The 23833-nt window shown below is 35.4% G+C and carries 21 protein-coding genes; 9 read left to right on the top strand and 12 right to left on the bottom strand.

What is annotated here, in order from left to right; translation table 11 throughout:
• Positions 1-236 precede the first annotated feature (236 nt).
• The 8 genes from KO527_RS09645 to zntR all read right to left on the bottom strand — a co-directional run bounded on the left by KO527_RS09645 (position 237) and on the right by zntR (position 10249).
• Positions 237-1352 carry a 1-acyl-sn-glycerol-3-phosphate acyltransferase gene (locus KO527_RS09645; RefSeq protein WP_216040101.1) on the bottom strand — a complete coding sequence of 372 codons (1116 nt, stop codon included), beginning with the start codon at positions 1350-1352 and terminating at the stop codon, positions 237-239.
• Positions 1353-1476: 124 nt separating this feature from the next.
• Positions 1477-2577, bottom strand: a complete 1101-nt coding sequence (locus KO527_RS09640) for a DUF1513 domain-containing protein (RefSeq protein ID WP_216040100.1) — start codon at positions 2575-2577, stop codon at positions 1477-1479.
• Positions 2564-3742: an imelysin family protein gene (locus KO527_RS09635; RefSeq protein ID WP_216040099.1), complete on the bottom strand. Its 1179-nt coding sequence runs from the start codon at positions 3740-3742 to the stop codon at positions 2564-2566. The genes KO527_RS09640 and KO527_RS09635 overlap by 14 nt, the downstream gene beginning before the upstream one ends.
• Before the next feature lie 10 nt (positions 3743-3752).
• A complete protein-coding gene (locus KO527_RS09630; RefSeq protein ID WP_216040098.1) occupies positions 3753-5168 on the bottom strand; it encodes a di-heme oxidoredictase family protein in 1416 nt (471 codons plus the stop codon).
• Positions 5168-6853, bottom strand: coding sequence for a di-heme oxidoredictase family protein (locus KO527_RS09625; protein ID WP_216040097.1), 1686 nt, complete (start codon positions 6851-6853; stop codon positions 5168-5170). The genes KO527_RS09630 and KO527_RS09625 overlap by 1 nt, the downstream gene beginning before the upstream one ends.
• A 74-nt stretch (positions 6854-6927) precedes the next feature.
• Positions 6928-8373: an imelysin family protein gene (locus KO527_RS09620; protein WP_216040096.1), complete on the bottom strand. Its 1446-nt coding sequence runs from the start codon at positions 8371-8373 to the stop codon at positions 6928-6930.
• Positions 8374-8712: 339 nt separating this feature from the next.
• Positions 8713-9837 (bottom strand): SO_0444 family Cu/Zn efflux transporter, encoded by a 1125-nt coding sequence (locus KO527_RS09615; RefSeq protein ID WP_216040188.1) that lies wholly within the window; start codon positions 9835-9837, stop codon positions 8713-8715.
• On the bottom strand, positions 9824-10249 hold the full coding sequence (gene zntR / locus KO527_RS09610; RefSeq protein ID WP_216040187.1) for a Zn(2+)-responsive transcriptional regulator: 426 nt from the start codon (positions 10247-10249) through the stop codon (positions 9824-9826). The genes KO527_RS09615 and zntR overlap by 14 nt, the downstream gene beginning before the upstream one ends.
• Before the next feature lie 182 nt (positions 10250-10431).
• Between zntR and KO527_RS09605 the strand changes: the two genes are divergently transcribed.
• Entirely contained in the window at positions 10432-11391 is a 960-nt protein-coding gene (locus KO527_RS09605) for a D-2-hydroxyacid dehydrogenase (protein ID WP_216040186.1), read from the top strand.
• A gap of 7 nt (positions 11392-11398) precedes the next feature.
• Here the strand turns inward: KO527_RS09605 and KO527_RS09600 are convergent, their stop codons facing one another.
• Complete coding sequence (locus tag KO527_RS09600) at positions 11399-12289, bottom strand: hypothetical protein (protein ID WP_216040095.1); 891 nt, start codon at positions 12287-12289, stop codon at positions 11399-11401.
• 228 nt (positions 12290-12517) lie between these two features.
• Between KO527_RS09600 and KO527_RS09595 the strand changes: the two genes are divergently transcribed.
• The 5 genes from KO527_RS09595 to KO527_RS09575 all read left to right on the top strand — a co-directional run bounded on the left by KO527_RS09595 (position 12518) and on the right by KO527_RS09575 (position 19542).
• Complete coding sequence (locus KO527_RS09595) at positions 12518-14290, top strand: DUF885 domain-containing protein (protein WP_216040094.1); 1773 nt, start codon at positions 12518-12520, stop codon at positions 14288-14290.
• Positions 14291-14369: 79 nt separating this feature from the next.
• Entirely contained in the window at positions 14370-15188 is an 819-nt protein-coding gene (locus KO527_RS09590) for an MBL fold metallo-hydrolase (RefSeq protein ID WP_216040093.1), read from the top strand.
• Positions 15189-15238: 50 nt separating this feature from the next.
• Positions 15239-16822 carry an HD domain-containing phosphohydrolase gene (locus tag KO527_RS09585; RefSeq protein ID WP_216040092.1) on the top strand — a complete coding sequence of 528 codons (1584 nt, stop codon included), beginning with the start codon at positions 15239-15241 and terminating at the stop codon, positions 16820-16822.
• 58 nt (positions 16823-16880) lie between these two features.
• Positions 16881-17813 (top strand): hypothetical protein, encoded by a 933-nt coding sequence (locus KO527_RS09580; RefSeq protein WP_216040091.1) that lies wholly within the window; start codon positions 16881-16883, stop codon positions 17811-17813.
• 70 nt (positions 17814-17883) lie between these two features.
• Positions 17884-19542, top strand: coding sequence for an amidohydrolase (locus tag KO527_RS09575; protein ID WP_216040090.1), 1659 nt, complete (start codon positions 17884-17886; stop codon positions 19540-19542).
• A 114-nt stretch (positions 19543-19656) separates the two neighbouring features.
• On the opposite strand, the gene KO527_RS09570 is transcribed toward KO527_RS09575, so the two are convergent.
• A complete protein-coding gene (locus KO527_RS09570; RefSeq protein ID WP_216040089.1) occupies positions 19657-19893 on the bottom strand; it encodes a YgjV family protein in 237 nt (78 codons plus the stop codon).
• Between the two features lie 116 nt (positions 19894-20009).
• Between KO527_RS09570 and KO527_RS09565 the strand changes: the two genes are divergently transcribed.
• From KO527_RS09565 to KO527_RS09555, 3 genes are all read left to right on the top strand, one after another.
• Positions 20010-20666, top strand: a complete 657-nt coding sequence (locus KO527_RS09565; RefSeq protein ID WP_216040088.1) for a cyclic nucleotide-binding domain-containing protein — start codon at positions 20010-20012, stop codon at positions 20664-20666.
• An 86-nt stretch (positions 20667-20752) separates the two neighbouring features.
• Positions 20753-21268: an RNA polymerase sigma factor gene (locus tag KO527_RS09560; protein ID WP_216040087.1), complete on the top strand. Its 516-nt coding sequence runs from the start codon at positions 20753-20755 to the stop codon at positions 21266-21268.
• Between the two features lie 17 nt (positions 21269-21285).
• Complete coding sequence (locus tag KO527_RS09555) at positions 21286-21675, top strand: DUF6768 family protein (protein ID WP_216040086.1); 390 nt, start codon at positions 21286-21288, stop codon at positions 21673-21675.
• A gap of 64 nt (positions 21676-21739) precedes the next feature.
• On the opposite strand, the gene KO527_RS09550 is transcribed toward KO527_RS09555, so the two are convergent.
• Together KO527_RS09550 and pepB are read right to left on the bottom strand one after the other, a co-directional pair.
• Positions 21740-22300 (bottom strand): phosphoribosyltransferase family protein, encoded by a 561-nt coding sequence (locus tag KO527_RS09550; protein ID WP_216040085.1) that lies wholly within the window; start codon positions 22298-22300, stop codon positions 21740-21742.
• A gap of 213 nt (positions 22301-22513) precedes the next feature.
• Positions 22514-23806 carry an aminopeptidase PepB gene (gene pepB, locus KO527_RS09545; RefSeq protein ID WP_216040084.1) on the bottom strand — a complete coding sequence of 431 codons (1293 nt, stop codon included), beginning with the start codon at positions 23804-23806 and terminating at the stop codon, positions 22514-22516.
• Positions 23807-23833: the final 27 nt, after the last annotated feature.

The raw sequence follows: 23833 nt of genomic DNA, 5'->3' as shown, positions 1-23833 counted from the left end.
ATAAATATTCAAGAGCACAGGTTTATAGTTCCCGACTAAACCTAAGTACCTATATCCATATAAGCAAGGCGCTTGATTGAGTAATAGCTCGCTATTGGGATTGAAAGCAACGCAGCTATTGGATATTTAGACCATTTAGATTGAGTATATATTTATTGGAGCTGGTATAAGTATAGCCCGAATTTTAGGCACAAAAAAACCGCTTAAGCGGCTTTTTTAATGTTTATTTTCAGCTATTAAAGCTGTTTTAACTGTTTTTCTAAAGGTTTGGCATAAATACCTAAAACAATCTCTTTTAATTCATCTGGCACTTGCGCCATGCGTTTTTCAAACTGTTTTTTATCTGGCTCACTAACATCAGATACATTATGATTTGCAGCTATATAGTTACCGGGGTGCAAATAAAATGACGATAGAATTTGTTGATCTATGGTTTGAGCAAGCTCTTCTGGGGATTCACAACCTGAAACAATCGGCTGACCAAATGCCAAGTGAACATGACCTTTATTTGATCTAAAACCTTCCATAATACTATCCATATCTTCACCATCTTGCTTTTGATAATCACCAAATTTATCTTTATGGTAACGCTCATTCGCTTTAGCAATATCACATGGCTCAAATTGATAAGAAATAGAAACAGGCACAATATTAAGTTTCTGAACATACTCTTCAAAGCTTAACTTTTGCTTTCTACCTTGAAGCTGAATCATTTTAAGCAATGCAGGATCTGTATAGTCATTACCGTCTTTTGCTCGCCCTTCTTTTTGCGCTATCCATACTGAATTTCCTGTATCGATAGAATCAAAAATATATGCTGAAAGCTGACTTAGCGCTTTAAACATTTCTTTTGGCGCTTTGATTGAACGTTTAACAATAAAGCTTTTATTTAAACGCATTAATTCAGTGATATAAGGCACTTGTAATAAGTTATCGCCAATCGCAATGCGCACTGTACTCATATCATGAGAAAACATACCCCAGTTAACTAAAGCGGGATCTAAAGCAATATCTCTGTGATTAGATATAAATAAATATGACTTTGTTTTATCTAATTTATCGAGCCCAGAAAAAGTCACTTGCGATGTGGTTTTTTTTATCACTAAGCCTAAATATCTCGAAACTTCGTCTTGCAACTTTTCAACAGTATTTAGCTTTAGCCATTTTTTAGCTAATTGCCTTTTTAGTAAAGGTTTGGTGATAAACGATAAAGGTGATAACCACTTAGGGATATTATGTTTTGCAATTAAGTTAATAAAATCATCATCATTGATCAAGCGCTGTAATGATGCAGGCACTTCACTATCGTTATAGGGACGAATGTCTGCAAATTTATCTTCTTTTTGACTCACGTGGATTTGACTCTATACATTAATAAAACAAAATGAACCATAGTCTACCTTGACTACTCTCACTAAGCCAAGGTAAACATGTCGTACCAGTGTAAAAACAGCGGGATTTATATACAATTAAAAATTATACTAATGCCAACATATGATTATCCCACTTAATGCCTGAAACTGTTTGCTGTTTTATAGGTTTTTGACTCAAAGCTGCAATACGTTTTATCACACCCTTACCGTTGGACAACATAAAACCATCATCTGCTAATGCAACACCAGCACAATCTCTATTGTTATATAAACCAATAAATTTATCTGTATTTAAATCCCAGTAAGAAACTAAATCACCTCTAGGCGCACTGACTGCCGCTATATTCAAAGCGCTATCTATGCAAACGCTGGCTGTATATTGCTGCATTTTACGCCACGTTTTTTGCTCAACATCACATGCCTTTAACGCCGAATTACCTTGTTGGGTAAAAATAAGCGGTACCCTTTGATTTTTAGCACCTTGGTACTGCATACCAATTACCACTTTGTCTTGTGCACTCACTGCCAAGTGGCGAATACTCAGTTGATTATCGGGGGCATGAAACTGATTTATGATCTTGCCAGTTTGGGTATTTAAATAGGCCAAATTTGGTTTCATGGTATCCAAATTTAGCTTTTTTCTAGGTGTATTCGGATGAGTACCAATACCACCATTAGCTATCACTAAAGTAATGCCATCACTTAAAAAGGCACATTGGTGTGGACCGATGCCTCCGGAATCATACTCAGCTACGATATCAAATGTTGTAACATCTCTGACTACAATTTTTCCTTGTTGATTTTCATAGTCATTTTCTGGCGTAAATAGCCATTTTCCATCTGATGAAAACACGCCATGACCATAAAAATGTCGCCCTTCTTGAGATTTTATCGTTTGCCTTAAAGTGCCATCAGATAAATCAATATCAAAAATCATATTGCCGGGTCTGCGTGCAAAGGCAAATACGCGATTTTTATCGCTTGGTACTTGGGCTAAATCATGACCTCTATATGGGATCTCAACTTGTGATACGATATTGCCATTTTCGTCTAACTTAGCGACAAAGTGTTTATTATTTGATGTATTAAAAGCACTGGCATAATGCTTAGTATTTAAAGTGTCGCATACAGGTAAGGTCGCTATGCCAGCAAAAGCTAGCATAGACTTACAAAAACCTCTGCGATTAATATTAATCGCCGTCATTTGAATTAAACCCAGGGTTAAAACCAGTTACTTGCACAAAATCACTGGCCATAATTGTACGAAGGGCTGTAATTTTTGTTGCTATCTCAATTAACTGAGCACGAGTCTCTTGTTTAGTAATAGCTTGCTCTAATGACACACTTAAACCATCAATAGCTGTATAAACGTCAAAAAATGCATTTTTTATTGTGGTATCCAAAGTTTCATTTTCATTGATTTCAACTAAGTAATCATCAAAACCATAATCATTTGCACCTAAATAAACTAACTCTAACGCCTTTATATTTTCTTTAATATTGTCAAATGAAGTTTCGCTGCGGTACTGCTCAGCATAATCAACTCTACCAGGTAAAGCTGTGTCTAAGGCTTTATTGATTTTGTTATCAACAATTACTTCCATTAATTCAAACCAGTTAGTAAGTTGTTTTTCTAAAATTGCTTGCTCTGGTGTGCCTGCACAATCTGAACAACTAAAATCACCGGTACCATTGATATACTCATCACGACTAGTTTGTAACCACTTATCATTAATTGTCGATGTGATAGTTTTAACATTTGCTGCAATAGACATAACAGCTTCACAACGCTTCGCTTTATCATCTGCTACTAACAAACCGTTAACTGCTAACTCAGGATATAATAAATATTCTAAAGCCGGAATGCCCTGTGCACCATCTTGTGTTTGTGCGACAACTTCTTCATTTAATGGTTCAGCTGCTAATAAAGTTGCCACCCCCCTTGAAATAGCCGCATTCGTATCTGGCCAAATTTGTATTCGATAATTAAAAAAGCTTTCGGTTACAGGTCCTAGTTTAATTGGTTTACTATGCTGCCAAGACAAACTAAGCGCTGACCAACTTGATTGTAATTTTTTAAGCTCAGTCTCAGTCGCTGTTAAATTAGAACAAAAATCAATGCTCGCCATTTCAAAATCATCAGCTTTATTAACTAAATCACTATACGCTGGCAAAATATAATTATCGGCTAATGACGTTAATACTGCAGTCATCGCTTCATCTGGTGTTTTTTTGACTGGTTCAGTTGTACCGCCTGATCCGCCACCAGCATTGCCAGTTTCACCTGAATCTACCTTTTTAGAAGACCCTGAACCACCACATGCAGTTAATACAAAACTAATGGCTAAAATTAATGCTAAATTTTTCACTTTATTATCCTTAAATTTGTTTTAAGAAAAAGATAACCGCGTCTCTTTGCGATTTATCTAATTTTATAAATGCTTGTTGTGACGCCTTTGCTTCACCGCCATGCCATAAAATGGCTTCTTCTAATGTTCTGGCTCTACCATCATGTAAAAAAGCTTGATAACCTTGGATATGTTTTTGCAAACCTAAACCCCATAATGGTGCTGTTCGCCACTCTGAACTTGTTGCTTTAAATTCAGCTTTACCATCAGATAATCCTTCACCCATATCGTGTAAAGCAAGATCGGTATAAGGCCAAATTCTTTGTCCTGCCAACTCTTTTACTGGGTAGCTTTCATCGGTTTTAAAACTCGGCTGATGACATGAATGACAGTTCAATTGATAAAAAATTTCACGTCCTAATTGGGCTTGTTTACTTTTAAGTGAACGAGTTGGTTGAACTGCAACATGTTGACCCATGTAAACGGTTAAATCGTGTAGTTTTTCAGGGATCTCAAGCTGCTTATCATGTCCGCCAAGCAAAGATCTTTGACGACAGCCTATTTGTATGTGTGAACAGGTATCAGACTGAAAAAATGGATTTGTAATTCCAATATCATTTACAAACGCACCTGCCGTTTGTTGCGCTAAACTGGGGTGCAATGCTTTAAAACCAAAACGCCCTACAGCCACTTTTTGAGTTAATACATCAGGCACTAAATTGTACTTAGCACTAATTCCATCATTATTAGAATCGGCAATATCTTCAAGGACAAGTAAGTCCTCTTCTTTTATCGCATCAAGCAAACCCATGCCGTAAATAGCAGGTGCATAACGCGGTGATAAAACAGTGCTTTCTTCTAGCTTTCCATAATTTAAATTAACTAATTCATAGCTAGGTTTACGTAATTGATAAGATGAGCCGTCAGCGTAAGTGCCATTAATAAATTCATACTTGAGTTTTATTTCAGCTTCAGGTTCTATCACTGTTGAAAGGGCTTTATGAGACAAACGAATTGCAAATGGCTGTAATTGGCCACCATAATTTTCATCTATTTTTGAACCGTCGATTTTATCACCTAAACGGATCAGTAAAGCCATAGGTTTTGAAATACCTTCAACAGGTTCACGACCTCGACCACCTCTAGCATGACAAGCCTTGCATGAACGGGCATTAAATAAAGGCCCTAAGCCATCTCTATCTTCAGTTGCAGCAGGCGCTGCTATCCAAGGATCTCTAAAAAAAGAGAAACCATCCCAAAAATCTAATTCATCATCTAGGGATAAATTTCCTGATGGATGAATAAATGTTCTGGTATTAACCCTTTTTAAAGTTGCCTCACCTGCGGGTTTAAACTCACTGATATCAAACTCAGGTGCATATGTTTTATCTACGGGCAGACATGCAAACAAAACAATCAAGATACTCAATAAACAAAAGGCTCTCATTAAAGCGACTCTAAAAATGCTAATAATTGACTTCTTTGCGAGCTAGATAAAGCAACAAAGTTTTGTTTAGCCGTTTTAGCTTCACCATCGTGCCAAAGAATTGCTTCACTGATAGTGCGCGCGCGTCCATCATGCAAAAAAGTCGCATTTGGATTAACCGTTTGTACTAAGCCTAAACCCCAAAGTGCAGGCGTTTTCCATTCAGTCCCTGTTGCATTTCCTTCTGGACGATCATCTGCTAAACCATCACACTTTTGCACCCAATAACATTGTTCTCCTGAGATACACGCATTGCCTTCATTATCTTCACGTGTAATTTCAGCACATTGACCACCCATATCATGTAATAATAAATCTGTGTATGGATAAATTACTTGTTCGCTTAGTGCTGCAATTGGTGTTGATGACTCTGCTATATCTAATAAACCGGCATCACCGAGTAAACTCCCCTGCGCCTCGCCTGTTTTATGGCGTGGTACATGACAAGAAACACACTTACTTTCATGAAATAAAGTACGACCAGCTAATACATCTGCATCCCATGAATTAGTTTGTTTATTAAAGCCTCTACGCTCAGGTACAGCTAATAAACGGTTATAAAATTCGACCTGTGCTAACGATAATTTACTTAAATCTAAATTACCTGCTTCATTATCTTGCTCTTGTTTTGCTTTATTAATACAAGCTGCTTGTAAATCTGTGCAAGGTTCTTCTTGAGCAACAAAGTTAGTTATACCCATATCGCCACGATATGCACCTGATATTTGTTGTAATACAGATGCAGTTACCGCTTTATAGCCAAAGCGCGCTAATTTGTTTTCATTTGAGATTGGCTCTTCAACATAGACTGCTCTACCAGAGATACCATCATTATCGACATCGTCTTCGTCTGCATATGAAGTAATATATTCTTCAGGAATAGCACCTAATAAACCTGAACCAAATACCGCAGGGGATACTCTAGGTGAAAATCGAACAGAATCATTAAAGTCGCCATAAGACAGATCTTTTACTTTATAAATAGGCTTTCTTAGCTGATATGTTTCACCATCATTAAATTGACCATTTATTATCTCGTATTCTACAAATGCATAAGCTTCGCCATATGCAAGTCCTTCATTTAATGCACCATTATGCTTTGGCAATGCACCTTGTTCATGCCCTTCTACTGTGCCAAATGTTTGAATTTGATCTCCGTATATAACATCAGGTACACCTTTATCATCACTCACTCTTAAAAACATGCTTGTCATAGCCATTTTTGTATTTGCAGGTACTTCTCCACGACCGTCCTTAATATGGCAGCCTTGGCAAGTAGCGTTATTAAATAAAGGACCTTGCCCTTTATGTATGCCTCTAAATAAATGATCCCCGGTTTTAAATACACCATCGAGCTCAAAGTCACTATGAATAGCAGGAGCTGATTGACTAAACGCATCTTCATTAAATACATTTGTACTCGCTTCCCCGCCACTTAAATGCTCGTTTTCATCAGGTGTTTGAGAAGAGGTTGTTGGCAAACCATCTTTTGGCTGACCAGGAAAAGTGACATTACCACCGCCAGTATTACCGCCAGAGTTACCATCTATATTACCATTTGAATTGTTAGAAGAGTCTGAACCACCACCACATGCAGATACCAAAACACTTGAAGATATAAGAAGTGCTAAAATTTGCTTTTTCATTTTACGCCCATAGAATCAAAAGCTAATAAACAAAAAAACCCACTCAGTAGTGGGTTTTTAACTAATACAAAAAACTAACCACCAAATTCGTCAGTATCTTGTTTTAAATCACTTGTTGTTACTTCAAGTGCAGTGATCACTTCATTGATCACATCTGTTTGCGCTTTTAATGCTTCTATCGTTTCAGTTACTGCAGGTTTAAAATCAGCTAACTGAATCTGTAAATCAAATGACGTACCCATTTTAGCATTAGTATCAATAACTGACGCTTTTGCCATCGTTAGTTCAAGTGCAGCACGTAATTTATTAGCTAGTTCAGGGTGGCCCTCTACTACTAGTAAATCATAAATGCTTGCACCTTGTAATACTTCACCGGTATCACGAGTATACTGACCAGAAAATGCATTTTGAACGCCTTTTGCATTTAAGAAAATATCACGGTGAGTATTATCAGAAAAACATGAATGCTCATCTTCTTGTGAGTCTGTACGAAGTGCAATACTCATACGCTCACCCGCTAATTCACCGTAACTTAAACGACCCATGCCTTCTAAAATTTTTGCTAATGATACTTTTGAGTTATCTGTATTCGTGAAATTATTGTAATGAAAACCAGAACCAGGTGCCCAAGTATTAGCTACCGCTTGTAAGTCATCAATTAATAGTTCAGCTGCTGCGATTAGGAACTGGCCACGACGAATACATTGCTCATTATCAGCACCAGTTTCACCTGATGTACAAGTCCCGACTTTACCTTCAAAGTCATTTGCTACAGTGTAGTAATCTGATGCTTTACGATAGCCTGCAGAGTAATCACGATTAGCAGTGTATGTGCCATCTTCATTTAAATCCTGACCCCATAATAGAAACTCAATAGCATGGTAGCCAGACGTTACATTCGCTTCATCTTGTGCATCATTAACACCACCAAACGCAGCTTGTAATACAGCTTTATTGATTACAGGATAAGTTACGCTATCAGCAATGATATTTCCGCCTACAGGTAAAGATGATACGCTTTCAGGATTTTGTAAGTTATCCATATCTATAGTGTAATCAATAAATGCTTCGGCTAATGGCCAAGCATTTATCGCACCTTCAGGTCCCTCTTCAGGAACTAAAGTCCAATTTCCTTCTTCATCTTTTGTTAAATTATCAATTGGTCCTTCACGGAAACGGTAAACTTCAGACTCACCATAGGATTCACGCGAATCAAGCCACGCCTCTTTAGCTCTTGTGAAATTTTCTTCAGTTGGTGCTGTAACAAAAACTTCTAATTGTTCTTTTAATGCTTTAGCAGCAATTAAAGAATCGCTATAAACAGCATATGCATGTTGTGCATTTGTATTTACAACATCAGAAGTTGTAACAAAAACGCTTACGCCATTTGTACCATCAACACCATTCGTACCGTTAGCACCGTCAACACCATTAGTGCCATTCTTACCATCGTCACCGCCACAACCAGCTAAAATAGCCGCGCATACTATTGATAATGCAAAACTCTTAGAAAATTTCATTACGTTCCCTTAAACTGTAAATGATAATTAATATTATTTGTGAGTATTCTATATAGATACAATAACAAGATCAATAACGATAATTACTTTCATTTACATTTATTGACGTAGATCATGCTAATTGAAGTGCGCTTAAACAGTTATCTGCTACATTGAAAGGTTGGGTGACATATACTCATATAAGGGTGATGCGTTTATTTAAAAGTTAAACCCACAGAGACATTATTAAAAGCTTATGTAAATTACAACTTAGATAATTTACATAACCTTTGATTTTGAAGGGTTATATCTTAAAGCCTAAACCAGCCTTTAAGATATAAAAAACATGCTCATTAATAATTACTTTTTAAACCTTAAAACGACTAACCTAATTAACAGGGCTATCAGTAATATTGCAAATGCTTGCATTAGCCAATGTGGTAAGACATGGTTTTCTTCACCTAGCATAGGCGCAACTTCAATGCCGTAAGTCTCAACTAAAAAGTCAGTCAATAAACCAAATATAATCGCAATGCCTATTACACCAGTTAAATACGCAGCGACTGCACGTTTACCTAACTCATTGATCACCACACCTAAAGTGGCAATATTAGTAGCAGGGCCTGCAAGCATAAAAACTAAAACAGCACCGGGCGATACCCCTGAGAGTAATAATCCTGCAGCTATTGGCGTTGAAGCAGTAGCACAGATATACATAGGAATGCTGATCAAAACCACGACTACCATAGCTAAAATGCCAGTTCCCCATTGCGTAAAGAAGTCGTTAGGTACAAAAGTTTGAATCAGAGCAGCAAAAAATAAGCCTATTAATAACCATTTGGCGGTATCTTGTAATAACTTTGTACAGCTAAAATGAAGCGCTTCAAAAATCCGACTACTAGGTTCACCAATTGTATCAGTATGACTATGAGGTGTTTGATGTTTATTTTCAGAGCAACAAGCTACTTCTGCAGGTTTTGACTCTGGTTCTTTTTTGCTACAGCAACTAATTTCAACTTTTGGCTCTTTTTTACTACAACATGTTTCTTTTGCATCATGTTTATGCGCACTTTCTTCTGAAGTGGCACCTTTATCACGACCTACCAATAAACCAGCGACAATTGCACTTGTTATTGCAGCGATAGGTCTAATGACGGCCATAAATGGGCCTAATAAAACATAAGAGACTGAAATAGAATCAACGCCGGTTTCAGGTGTTGAAACTAAAAATGCAGTTGTTGCACTTTTAGAGGCACCCGCTCTTCTTAACCCTAAAGCCGCAGGGATCACACCACAAGAACATAAAGGCATAGGCGCACCAATTAATGCAGCTTTCACAGTTGAAACAAAACCCTCTTTGCCTAAATGTTTAATTAAGAAATTTTTTGGTAAATAAACCTTAATCAAACCTGCTATAAATAACCCTAATAAAAGCCAAGGTGCAGAAATAACAAACAGTTGCCAAAAGTTATCAGTTAACGCGATTAAATGAGTCATCAACATTCTCCAAAGCAGATAAAATTGAGCAATGTATTGCAGCTTCTTCACCGCCACAACAAGCGTCTGATAATAAACGTAATGAGTCTTTAAATCGTGTCAGTTCCATTATTTTAGCTTCAACTTGTGCAAGTTTTAAATCAGTTAATGATTTAACTTCACCACAACTATGATCTTGTTTTTCTAGATTAATAGATAATAATTCTTTAATTTCATTCAAACTAAAACCAATACTTTTGGCCCTAACAATAAACTGTAAACACCTTAAATCATTATCATTATATAAACGATAGCCGGATTCACTTCGCCCTGAAGGTTTTAATAAGCCATTTTTCTCATAATATCTAAGAGTATCTGTTGATACTGATAAAACCTTAGATAACTCACCTATTTTATACATAATCGTTTCCATCTGAGCTGTTAATACAAGCATAATAAACCTTAGAGTAAACACCAAGGTCAAGCATATTAATAAATTAAAAATTCACAGCTTGAAGTGAAGTACCGATATTGTCACAATGCGCAATTATATATCTCATTTTAAAATCGATGCATATGCCTGTAATCATGCAAAAAAATTTAATCAATATTGTTATTTTAGATGCCGCCACTTTAAATAATGCTGATTTATCTGCTTTAAATAATATTAATGAACAAGCAAACTCTGTTGTTAAGTCATATGAAACCACCAGTAAATCTCAAATACAAGAACACTGCAAAAATGCAGATGTCATTATTACTAATAAGATATGCTTAGGGCATGAAGATTTAATTAATTTACCTAAATTAAAATTGATATGTATTGCTGCAACCGGAACCAATAACATTGATTTAGTGACAGCTAAATCACAAGGAATAGCGGTCACCAATGTCGCTGGTTACTCTACAGCCTCAGTTGTACAACATACTTTCACACTTATCCTTACCTTAATGAGTAATAGCCATAAATATATTCAAGATTGCAAAAATGACGCTTGGCAAAAAAGTGATATGTTTTGTTTATTAAACCATCCTATTTCTGAGTTGGAAAATAAAACTCTGACAATTATCGGCTACGGTGCATTAGGTAAAGGCGTTGAAAATATTGCAAAAGCATTTGGCATGAAAGTATTAATTAGTGAGAGGAAAAACCAAGCTAGCAGAGAAGGCAGAACTAATTTTGAATCTGCGCTAAAACAAGCCGATATCGTTTCTATTCACTCACCACTCACAGAAGAAACTAAAAGTTTAATTTCTAATAATGAGTTTTCATTAATGAAACCAACAGCTGTTTTAATTAATACCGCAAGAGGTGGTATTGTAGATGAAACAGCCCTCGTTAAAGCACTTAAAAACAAATTAATAGCAGCATCTGCAACAGATGTATTAAGTCTTGAGCCTGCAAAAGAAAGCAACCCACTGATTCAATATAAAGGTGATAATTTAATTATTACACCACATATTGCTTGGGGTTCGAAAGAGTCTATTGCACGTTTAGTTAAAGAAATCAGCTTAAATATTATTGCTTTTTATAATGATGAAAATCGAAATAGAATCGTTTAAAAAGTCACTAATAAGTTAAATTAAGTGGTGATAACCAAAGTTTATCATCACTTAATAATTCCTTTGTTTTATCGCTTAATAATGGATTATGTAATTCAAAAATACGCCTTTGTGATAACTTCGCTTTTTTAATAACGCTAAAGATCATTTCATGGTTATAAAATAGCTTATCAAAGCTACCATCCTTAATTGCTTTTTTAAGGCCAAACTCTAATCTTTTAGACAACTCTCCATTATTTTTATTTACAAAAAAGTAGATTGGTGCGGGATATTTTAATAATAGTCTCGACTCTACCTTAAGATTTAAATCTTCTTTTATTTCACCCCAAGGTTCATGTAGCCCACGAGGGAAAAAGTCAAAGCGTTTCATTTTCAGCATTGGCAATAAGTTTCTAGCTGCCCCTTGGATCACATTAAAACCACCTGATAATAAAATTTGTGTATCTGGCCAATCAATACCTTGCCCTATGGAAGTTTGTTTTAATTGAGACAAGCTATTTATATCTGTAAATTGATATTGGTCATCTGCTCGAATGATACCAATGCGATATCCCATTAAACCTTTAAGTATGGGTATATAAACCGTATTAAACCTTTGTTCACGCTCTTTAGAAGTCATACTCCATACGACATCAACGACCTTGCCTTGCTCCAGCATATTTAATGTGCGGCCTTGGTGCATTTCTAATACTTGTTCTTGTAACTTAAAAGCACCATATTTATCACTGCTTTTTTCAAGCGCTAACTGTAATACATCTAAGTAATAACTTTGTTGTGCGTTTTTTAATAATAACGATGTGCCATATTTTACTGTTAAGGGAGGAATAGTGGGTTGTGCAAAAGCAGTGATACTGAAAAATATACTTATATGAAAAATCAAAATATATTTTATAAACACATTTAATCCATAAATTATTAATTCCACACTATTTTATATAGTAAGCTTTTGATTATTATTGAGCAATATAAAAAGCAAACGTGATTTGTTTTTATATTCATTTACGACTTTAAATTCAGAAGACACATTTCACCTGAGTTATATGAAACTCACCGTTTTTTACTGTAAAACCAATAATAAATACCTTATAAAAGGGCTAATTAAATCCCCAATCCTTTTGGAGTTAAAATGAAAAAGTCAGCTTTAGCCCTAGCGCTTGCATCAGTAATCACATTAAGTGCATGTAATACGACAGAGCAAGTATCACAACCATCAGTTGCAAAAGAGCAAGTGCAAGCTCAATTTTCTGATTTTTCTAAAAAGTTTATTAATGAGTTATGGAAAAATAACCCTGAATGGTCTCTTTGGGCAGGTTACGGTAAATACGATGACATTTTAACAGTGCCAAACAAATCGAGCCGTCAAAAAGATCTCGCTATCACACAAGCACAGCTTACTGCTTTAGAAAAATTCGATCTAAGTTCATTAAGCTCAAATCAACAAACTGATTACTACTTAATAGAAAACTTACTTAAAAAAAATATTTGGAGCTTAACTAAGTTTAAAAGCTGGCAATGGAACCCATCTAGTTACAATGTAGCGGGCGGTTTTGCAAAAATTATAAATGGTCGTTTTGACTCTGACAAAATTAAGTTTGAAAAAGTACTTCGTCGTTTAGTAAATGTACCGGATTATTATCACGCAGCACAAAACAATATTGAAAACCCAACAATTGAATATACACAGTTAGCGATTAGCCAAAATAAAGGCGCTTTTTCTGTTTTTTCACCTGAATTACTAACAAAAGTAAAAGCCTCTGAATTATCAAACAGTGATAAAGCACTATTCGAACAAAGATTTAATGCTGCTACTAAAGCTGTTCAAGGTTATATCGACTTTTTAACAGTGCTTGAAAAAGATCTAGCTAAAAATGGTAATGCCAGATCATTTAGAATTGGTGAAGCACTTTATGAAGAGAAGTTCGCCTTTGATATTCAATCAGGCTATACAGCTAAGGAAGTTTACCAAAAAGCAGTAAACGATAGAGATACTGTTTTACAAGAAATGATCAAAATCACAGAGCAACTTTGGCCTAAATATCTTGCAGATGAACCTATGCCTGCAGATAAGCAAAAAGCGGTTGCTAAACTAATTAAACATTTATCAGTTAAACATGTTTCAGCTGATGAATTCGTACCCGAAATTAAACATCAAATCCCTGTTCTTGAAAAGTTTGTAATGGATAAAGACTTAATTGACCTAGATCCTGAAAAGCCGCTAGTCGTGCGTGAAACACCTGATTATATGCGTGGTTTTGCTGGTGCATCAATTAGTGCTCCAGGTCCATACGAAACAAAAGAAAATACATACTACAATGTGACGCCACTTGATAATATGAACGCAGAGCAAGCTGAATCGTACTTACGTGAATACAATCATTGGATTTTACAAATACTGAATATTCATGAAGCAATTCCAGGACATTACACACAGTTAGTTTATTCAAATGAATCACCCTCTTTAATCAAGAGCATTTTAGGTAACGGCGCTATGGTTGAAGGCTGGGCGGTTTATTCTGAGCGCATGATGCTAGAAGAAGGTTATGGTGATTTTGAACCTGAAATGTGGTTGATGTATTACAAATGGAACTTGCGAGTGATCTGTAATACGATTTTAGATTACAGCATTCAAGTTAAAGGTATGACCGAACAGCAAGGTCTAGACTTATTAATGAATGATGCTTTTCAAGAACACGCTGAAGCATCAGGTAAATGGCGACGTGCAACACTAAGCCAAGTTCAATTAACAAGCTATTATACTGGTTATAGAGAAATATATGATTTCCGTGAACTACAAAAACAAAAACTAGGTAAAGACTTTGACTTAAAAACTTTCCACAATGAATTTTTAAGTTATGGCAGCGCGCCAGTTAAATATATTAGAGGATTAATGGACAAGTAAGTCATTTCACACTATAAAAAAGGAAGTAATACCAATTGTATTACTTCCTTTTTTTATTGAATATGTGTGAGTAATACAAGTGAAAGTGACCTTTTATGGCACCAGAGGATCGATACCAACACCAGGCGAAACCACAGTAAAGTACGGTGGTAACACAGCTTGTGTACTGATTGAAGCTGATAATAAAAAGCTTATTTTTGATGCGGGTACCGGTATTAAAAAACTAGGGGAGGAGCTCGCTTCTAATAATGAACCTGTCACTATTGTATTAAGCCATAACCATTGGGATCATATTCAAGGTTTTCCATTTTTCATACCCGCTTATCAAAAAAATAGACTTATCAATATTTACAGTGCACCTACTCAACCAATTGAACATAATGCCATTTTAGAACAGATGGATATGAGCACCTTCCCTGTTCCCTCAAAGGACTTAACTGCCGATATCAACATTATTCCGCTGATGAATGAATTTGAAAACATGATAATAAATGGGTTATGTGTTTCAGCCATTAAAATTAATCATCCTAATGGGGGTTTAGCCTATAAAATCAGCCATAACAGCAAAGTTGTGGCGTATGTTACAGATAATGAAATTTATTCAAAAGATAATTTAAATACTGACTTTGATTCTTGGGTTGCATTTTTAAGTGATGTTGACTGCTTGGTGCATGATGCACAATACACAGATCTAGAAATGCCGCTAAAATTAGGTTGGGGTCACTCCTCAATAGATCAAGCAATCAAATTAGCTAAAGCGGCAAAAATTAAAGTGCTCATTTTATATAGCCATGCACCAGAGAGAACCGATAAAGAGTTAGATAAATTCATAAGTGATATACAATTTGATGATTTACAGATTATCGCATCTCAAGAAGGTAAAACTCATGAAGTGTAATATTAACTTATTGACTCACTTCTCCAAATCAATTTATAGAGTATAGGCTTATGTCAAAACTAAATGATGCCGATGCACTCAAGCAATTACTAGCACTAAGCTACCGACTTTCAACAGAAAAAAATACGACTAAATTACTTGAAGATATTTTAATGAGCGCTAAAGCGCTTACTCATGCTGACGGCGGTACAATTTATTCAGTTACTGATAAAAACGAATTGAAATTTGAAACTTTAGTTAATGATTCTTTAAAACTTCATATGGGAGGCACATCTGACAAGCCAATCAATTTTGATTGCATTCCCATTTATATTGATGGACAAGCAAATAAAGATGCATTAGTCGCCTTAGCCGCAGCCACTCATGAAACAATCAATATCGAAGATGCGTATCAAGCAAAAGAGCACAATACCAGTGCTGCTCGTGCAATGGATAAAAAAACAGGATATAGAACACAATCGGTATTAACTGTACCACTTGAAAATCATGAAGGAGATATTAACGGTGTTTTACAGCTCATCAATGCACAAAGTGATGCGTTAGTTGTACCGTTTGATCAAAAAAATACTGACTTAGTGCTCTCTCTTGCTTCATTAGCTGCGGTTGCTTTAACTAATAAACAACTTATTTTAGATATGGAAATTTTATTCCAATCTCTAGCTAAGCTAATAGCGCAAGCTATTGATGAAAAATCACCTTATACAGGCGGGCACTGCAGAAGAGTACCAGAGCTAACTATGATGTTAGCCGATGCAGTAAACAAAATTGCGCTTGGACCTTTAAGTGATTTTAATTTAAATGACGATGAAAAACATACATTAAGTGTTGCTGGCTGGCTCCATGATTGTGGAAAAATAGCAACGCCTGAATATATTATGGATAAATCAACCAAACTAGAAACAGTATTTGATCGTATTGAACTAGTCAGTGCTAAATTTGAAATTGTGAATAAACAATTTGAAATCGAAGCATTAAAATTTCCGGATCAAAAAGATGAAATAATTCAAAAGCAAGTTCAGCTTATGAAAGATAAAACTTTTTTAGAACGCATTAATATTGGTGGTGAGTTTTTACCTCAAGATGATGTTGAGCGGGTTGCTCAAATAGCCAATGAATATCAAATTGATAAAAATGGTCAATTAGAACCCATTTTAACAAACACTGAAGTACGTTACTTGCAAATACAAAAAGGTACATTAAGTGATGAAGAAAGAAATGTAATCAATCACCATATTGATATAACCATTTTATTACTAGAATCTTTGCCATTCCCTAAACATTTAAGAAACGTACCAGAATACGCTGGCGGCCATCATGAAAAAATGGACGGTACAGGTTATCCACGAGGGTTAACCAAAGAACAAATGTCACTTCCCGCAAGAATGATGGCAATAGCTGATATCTTTGAAGCACTATCAGCTGGAGATAGACCCTATAAAGAAGCTAAAAAATTAAGTGAATGTATGAAAATAATGGGTTTTATGTCACTTGATAAACATATCGACAATGATCTCTTTAATGTTTTTGTTCATGAAAAAGTCTACTTACAATACGCTGATAAATTTATGAATGAAAAACAAATAGACGTCATTGATGAAACTAAAATACCAGGATTTTCACCTTTAACATCTTAATTATTAACTAGGGGTTTGATATTATTAAGGTATTAAATTTAAAGCATTGAGGAATAAGATGCGCCCATTAATTATTTTTATTCTTTTTTACTTGCTTTGCATACAAGTTCAGGCAAAAACCTTACAAAAAACAGTCAACGAAAATACTATTTCGTTTGACTATACTTGGCAAGATCATAGCCATAAAACTCAAACTTTAAGCTTTTCATTACCCAAAAAACTCATCAATAATAAATACCGACGCTTTAAACGCTACGATAAAGATAAAGCGATGAATCATATTTATAAAGCTTTATTAGAGCAAGCAAGTAGCTATAACCCAAGAGAAGTGCGAGTTCAATTTAAACAGCAATATTCACAACTAAGCTATACCATTAAAAGTAAAAGTGAAAAAAAAATAAATGAAGTTGAACAAAAACTCAAACAACTTGAAAATAAAACTTATTTAGATTTTTTAAAGCAACATCACTACATTGAATTTAATACGCCTTGGGCTGGTACAAAAATAAAACCAGATCATAAAAATTTTGTAATTGAAGGCGTCGATTACTTAGAGCCAGTAACGCAAGCGATTAGAGAATCTATTTCAGTTAAAAAGCCTAGAGTTTTAATCAACTTTGTTTTATCTTGGTTGCAATCAATCCCCTATTCCACTTTAGAAAGCAGAACAGAATCAAGCGGGTTAGGCTACTATCCACCGATTCGCGTGATAGCGCAAAACATAGGTGACTGTGATAGTAAGATGACTTTAATGTCAGCAATTATAAAAAAAATATACCCACGGCTCAGTCAATCACTTATTTATCTACCTCAACATGCCTTAATCGGTTTTCAATTACCTACTTTAAAAACTGATAAATATACAACAATAAATGGCTTGCACTATATTTTGGCAGAACCTGTCGGTCCTGCTAAATATCCATTATCTGAAATAGCAGATAGCTCAATTGGCTATATTGATGCTAAAAGTTATTTCCATGAAATAATTTAATTATAAAAACCCTTTTAAATTATCTAATTAAAGAATAAAGTTTTAACACTAATAATAAAAAGACACTCTTATGCGTTTATTACCTAAAATTGCAGGTTTATTAACTTTACCTTCCCTTGTTATCTCATCAAATGTACTAGCAAAATTTACAGCAGTACATAATGTAACCGGTTATACTTTAGAGCGAAGTGGCGAACTAAAAGAGTTTTCCACACTGGTATTTAAAAATGGCAAAGTGGTTAGAACCGGTGATGAGGCATTACTAAAAAGCTACCCTAATGCAAAAAAAATTGATGGTGAAAACCAATTTTTATTACCGGGCCTGATTGATGCCCATGGCCATATAATAGGGTTAGGTCAAAACTTATCTCGTTTAGATTTACGTGATACTCAATCTAAAAGAGATGTTGGTGAAAAGCTAAAAGCATTTTCAAAAAATAAAAATGGCTGGATTGTTGGCCGTGGTTGGAATCAGGAGAACTGGCCAAACAATCAATTCCCTACTGCAGCAGATTTAGATAAGTATGTCAGTGATATTCCTGTGGTATTAACTCGTGTAGATGGCCATGCAGTTTGGGCAAATAGTAAAGCAATGTCGCTTGCTAATATTACTTCACAAATTAAAGCGCCTATGGGCGGGGAAATTATAAGATTAGCCAATAATGAACCTAGCGGCATTTTTATAGATAAAGCAGAAGATTTAATTAATAACCACATCCCAAAAACAAATAAACAAGCTATTAATCAAGCGTTAGACTTAGCTGGAGAGCACTTATTAAGCTTAGGTATTACATCAGCACATGATGCGGGAATAAACAAAGATACTTGGGAAATTTATAAACAAAGAGCCAAAGATAAAAACTTACCGGTTAGAATATACGCCATGTTATCAGCAAGCGATCCCCAGTTAGATTTCATGTTAAAAGCAGGCACTTACCAAGAACAAAGTGATTTTTTATCTATTCGTAGCATAAAAGTTTATGCCGATGGCGCTTTAGGTAGCCGAGGTGCAGCTCTTTTAAGTGATTATGCGGACAGAGCACAGCACACAGGCCTTATGCTTGAGTCACAAGCGTCACTCGAAGACTTTTATACAAAAAGCTTTAAACATGGATTTACCGCCAATACTCATGCAATTGGTGACCGAGCTAATAAAATTGTTTTAGATGCCTATGAAAATGTATTTAAAAATACCGGTGGTCGCTTATTAAGAAATAGAATTGAACATGCTCAGATAGTGCACGTAGATGATATTCCTAGATTTAAATCATTAAATATAATTCCTTCTATGCAACCTGTGCACGCAACATCTGATATGCATATGGCAGAAGTAAGATTAGATGATAAACGCCTGCAAGGTGCTTATGCTTGGCAAGCTTTTATTAAACAAGGCTCTCATTTAGCCGCTGGTTCTGACTTTCCTGTAGAGTTAGCTAATATTTTCCATGGTTTATATTCAGCAATGGGCAGAATGGATCATCAACAAAAGCCTGAAAATGGCTGGCGCTCAGAGCAAGCATTAACACGCAAACAAGCGTTTAAAGCATTTACATTAGATGCAGCATACTCAGCACATCAAGAGTTTAAAATTGGATCATTAGAGAGAGGTAAATGGGCCGACTTTATCTTAGTTGATAAAGATATTTTTAAATCTGATATTGCAGAAGTTTACCAAACCCAAGTATTAGAAACTTGGATAGCCGGTGAGAAAAAGTACCAAAAGGACTAAGAATTAAGAACTAACATTGAGCATAAATATGTAGTTTACTTATTTATGCTCAGATAATTACATAATTTACGACATCTCTCATCATTACTAATAAATTAAAAGTTGCAAAGTAATTTAGCCAGTTACCAAGTCCTTTTTATTATCACGCATTAACTTTACAATATGGTATAAATTAACTAAAGCCAGTAGTGCATTGGCAAAAGCCACAGGCCAAGCGGTTATAATCAAACCATAAATAGCAAAGGTAAAACAGCCTGCTAAGTTAAGCCAACGTAGTTTTACAACGTCTGTCATCATGAGTGACATTACTAATAAAACCGATGCAAAGTAACCTAAATATTCCCAAGACATATAATTCCTCAGCCAAGCGCGTATAATCAATATAAAACATATTAAAGTGGCTCAGGTATACCTTGAAGGACATATGTCCAAAGCCCCAAAATACAAAAATAAATTCAGGCCTAACTATGTTTCAATATCATTTTTCAGCTAACTTAATAGAACAACTGCTCACTTACGCAGAAAAAGAATACCAACAAGAAAAAGGCGCTAGCCTTTTACATCAAGATCAACCTCTTACTAAATTATTATTAGTGAGATCAGGCACTGTTTCTTTTAGCTATGATGTCGGCAATGGCCGTAGATTATTGTTAGGTCAACTAGATTGTAATTTTACTTTGATTGGCGAAATTGAAGCGCTCAATGCTAAACCTTGTATTTACACTGTCACCTGCCAAACCGATGTAAGTTATCATTTAATTGATTTTAAACATTGGCAAAGTATTTTATTACAACAACCTGAATTATGTCTGTACACAGCCCAAACAGTTGCGGCTAAATTTTTAGAAAACCATCAAATAAACTTAGATAAATTACTTTTGCCTTTAAGCTATAATATTGCAAAAGACTGTTTATCTCGTCATCAAAATACCAGCCCCATTGTTTTACGCCCCTATCCGACTGTCAGCGCCGAAGCTGAGCGCTTTGCTACAACTGAGCGGGCATATCGCAGAGTTGTTTCAGAACTTGTTGAACAAGGCTTGATCGAAAGAACAGATAAAGGCTTAAAACCTATCAATGAAGATAAACTCAGCGACTTTATAGATCATTTTCATCAAAAATAATTTAATTACCATGAACCTTTCCGTAAATACTATCGTCTTGTAGATATAAGAAAATTAAAAGAGCTCTATTGAGAGATAGTTAAATTATGGAACAAGCCAAAGTAGAATTGTTAGTCATGGATGCAAAGCAAGCCGATGAGCAGGCTTTTACTGAGCTTTTTCAGTATTTTAATCCCGGTCTTTTAAGATTTTCTTATAAAATTTGCCATAACGAGCAGCTCGCTCACGACGCAGTACAAAATGCTTGGATTAAGATCACTAAATCTTTAAAACAACTACAAGACCCTCGCGCTTTTAAAAGCTGGGCTTATCAAGCTACTCGCTGGCAAACATTAGATTTAATAAAACATTACGCAAAAGAAAGAGCGCTTCAAGTTGATGAACCCATTGAAGCTTTAGCACAAACATTAAATGAAGCTGATGATGTGTTGCTTCATCATATCAATGAACTACCAGATATAGATAAACACACTATTCATTTATTTTATTTAGAGCAAATGAGCTTACAAGAAGTCAGTTTAATTTTAGAAGTACCTGTTGGCACAGTTAAATCTAGATTAAACCGAGCGCGTAAATTATTAAAACAGAAGATGGATAATTAACCTTAAGGAATACCGTTATGAACTTAGATGACAAAATTAAACAGTCTTTAGAATCTGAAGCTAAAAATTTAGATCATATACTGGCTCATGAACCGGGCATTTTTAAAATGTTACTCAATGCCTTTAAAGGTTCATTAGGCCGATGGATGATCTTAGTGGCTATTGTTACTTTTTTAATTACTTTAGTGATGTTTTGGGCTGGCTATCAATTCTTTTTTGTTGAAGTCTCAGATCAAACTCTAATGCTACATAAAATTCAGTGGGGTGTTGTATTATTACTTTCGACTATGGTGCAAATTGCTTTAAAAATGTGGACTTTTATGGAAATGAATCGCCAATCGGCTATGCGGGAAATAAAAAGACTTGAACTGACAATTGAAAAGCTCACTAATACATTAGATAAATAATTTAATCTCATATTATAAAAAAGGCTGCACTTAGTGCAGCCTTTCTAAGTTCAATGAGCTGAATTTAAACCAATAAATCTTTGATATTAGTTAAATCAGTTTTACCTTCAAGAATTTCATCTGGTGTTAAACCTGATAATTCATGTGGGAATACTAACCACTCTTCAGAATCATGGATAAAATAATCAGGAACGATATCAACTTTAGAGTTTTTAGGTTTGTAATAAGGACATGCAACACGTACATCTGTTGGCATATTCAAACGCATTAGTTTAGATAACTCTTCTTTTAATGCTTGGATACTACGACCAGAATCAAATACATCATCAACGATTAATAATTTATCGCCTGCATTGGCGTTTTCAACGATGTAATGTAAACCATGCACTTTGATTTCTTTTGACTGTAAACCAATACCATAATAAGAAGATGTACGAACAGCAATATGATCTGTTTCAACACCTTTAAAATCATAATATTCTTGCACTGCGATACCAATTGGAGCACCACCACGCCAAATACCAATTATAAAATCAGGGCGAAATCCATCATCATAAACTTGTGCGGCAACGCGGAACGAATCTTCTAACAGCTGTTGCGCTGTAATAAATCGTTTATCAGACATTTGAGGCTCCATAAGAGAAATTGGCTAACGCCATTAAATTGGGTGCGAATATTACACTAAAAGAAAGCTTATTTGTTGTTACAAGTCAAATTAGAGCGAAAAACCTAACAAAAAAGACAGCTTTGTTTTATTTTCAACCAAAAAATTAAATTAATTAATTAAAAAAAACGCGAACTATATTCGCGTCTTTAATTTAAATTTAGCTATATGAAATTAAGCTTTTTCCAGTAATGTTCTAGCCACTGTTCGCATACCTAAAGTAGTCGCGCCTGCAGCCCATTGTGGACCTGCATTATTTTCAAAACATGCAGCTAAGTCCATATGTACCCAACCTTGACCTTCGTTTCCAACAAAGCGAGATAAGAAGCCAGCTGCATTTGATGCGCCACCAAAACCACCGCCTTTTTGCAAACGACTATTGGCAGTATCAGCATAAGGAGATGGGCATTTATCTTGATGCCATTTTTCAAGTGGTAAAGGCCAAGCAGCTTCAAATTCTTCCGATGCAAAATCTTCTACTTCACGTACTAACGCTTTATCTAAACCAAATAAAGCGTTGTAATCTTGACCAACAGCCATTAATGCAGCGCCCGTTAAAGTGGCAGCATCAATAATAAGTGGTGCGCCAGTTTCAGTAGCAGCCATTAAACCATCAGCTAATACTAAACGGCCTTCTGCATCTGTATTTAATATTTCAACTGTTGTGCCATTTTTATACGTTAAAATATCACCTAATTTATATGCATTACTCGAAATCATATTTTCAGCACAACATAAAAATAATTTAATGCGCTTATCAATACCACGGTTAATCGCTAACGCTAAACCAGCAGTTACAGTACCTGCACCGCCCATATCACATTTCATTGTAGCCATGCCTTCGCTGGCTTTAATTGAATAACCACCTGAATCAAATGTAATGCCTTTACCTACTAGCGCAGCAGAAACAGGCGCATTTTCATCACCTGTCGGGTTATAATCTAACTCTAATAAAACAGGTTTACGAGCACTACCACGGCCAACAGCGTGAATACCTGTCCACTGTGCTTCTAATAAAGCGTCGCCTTTAATAATTTGGTAACTTACATGCTCAGGCGCTAAAGATTGAATAAATTCAGCTGCTTTTTCAGCCAAGCTTTCAGGGTAAATATCTTCAGCTGAACCATTAATTACTTTACGAGCAAATAACGCAGATGTTTTTAATGAAGCTAGTTCTTTTAAATCTGATTGTGCATTATCAACAAAAGTAACACCTTCTTGCGCCTTAGGGCTGACAAAACCTTGATAGAAAGCCCATTGGCTTTCTGTACACCAAGCATCACCTTCAAGAGACACTTCTTTTATACCTTGGCCAGCTAAAGAACGTGCCGCTTTTTGTACATGCTTTAAAGTTTCACTTTCTGATAAATGTACTAAAGCGCCACCATTATCAAAAGACAAGTTTACATTGCCCCAATGTGCCGCAGGTGCTTGTTCTGTTAATCTTACAATCATTTTTTCGCTCATTTGCATTTCTCTTGCATTATTGAAGTG

This window comes from Pseudoalteromonas sp. C2R02, from assembly GCF_018860845.1.
Classification (GTDB): Bacteria; Pseudomonadota; Gammaproteobacteria; order Enterobacterales; family Alteromonadaceae; genus Pseudoalteromonas.
This window is presented reverse-complemented; position numbering and strand designations above follow the sequence as displayed.

Coding starts and splice junctions, on each gene's coding strand:
- KO527_RS09625 (WP_216040097.1), bottom strand. CDS start 6,853: ATGAAAAAGCAAATTTTAGCACTTCTTATATCTTCAAGTGTTTTGGTA.
- KO527_RS09570 (WP_216040089.1), bottom strand. CDS start 19,893: ATGTCTTGGGAATATTTAGGTTACTTTGCATCGGTTTTATTAGTAATG.
- KO527_RS09620 (WP_216040096.1), bottom strand. CDS start 8,373: ATGAAATTTTCTAAGAGTTTTGCATTATCAATAGTATGCGCGGCTATT.
- KO527_RS09595 (WP_216040094.1), top strand. CDS start 12,518: ATGAAAAAGTCAGCTTTAGCCCTAGCGCTTGCATCAGTAATCACATTA.
- KO527_RS09560 (WP_216040087.1), top strand. CDS start 20,753: ATGGAACAAGCCAAAGTAGAATTGTTAGTCATGGATGCAAAGCAAGCC.
- KO527_RS09630 (WP_216040098.1), bottom strand. CDS start 5,168: ATGAGAGCCTTTTGTTTATTGAGTATCTTGATTGTTTTGTTTGCATGT.
- pepB (WP_216040084.1), bottom strand. CDS start 23,806: ATGAGCGAAAAAATGATTGTAAGATTAACAGAACAAGCACCTGCGGCA.
- KO527_RS09640 (WP_216040100.1), bottom strand. CDS start 2,577: ATGACGGCGATTAATATTAATCGCAGAGGTTTTTGTAAGTCTATGCTA.
- KO527_RS09555 (WP_216040086.1), top strand. CDS start 21,286: ATGAACTTAGATGACAAAATTAAACAGTCTTTAGAATCTGAAGCTAAA.
- KO527_RS09550 (WP_216040085.1), bottom strand. CDS start 22,300: ATGTCTGATAAACGATTTATTACAGCGCAACAGCTGTTAGAAGATTCG.
- KO527_RS09580 (WP_216040091.1), top strand. CDS start 16,881: ATGCGCCCATTAATTATTTTTATTCTTTTTTACTTGCTTTGCATACAA.
- zntR (WP_216040187.1), bottom strand. CDS start 10,249: ATGTATAAAATAGGTGAGTTATCTAAGGTTTTATCAGTATCAACAGAT.
- KO527_RS09585 (WP_216040092.1), top strand. CDS start 15,239: ATGTCAAAACTAAATGATGCCGATGCACTCAAGCAATTACTAGCACTA.
- KO527_RS09565 (WP_216040088.1), top strand. CDS start 20,010: ATGTTTCAATATCATTTTTCAGCTAACTTAATAGAACAACTGCTCACT.
- KO527_RS09575 (WP_216040090.1), top strand. CDS start 17,884: ATGCGTTTATTACCTAAAATTGCAGGTTTATTAACTTTACCTTCCCTT.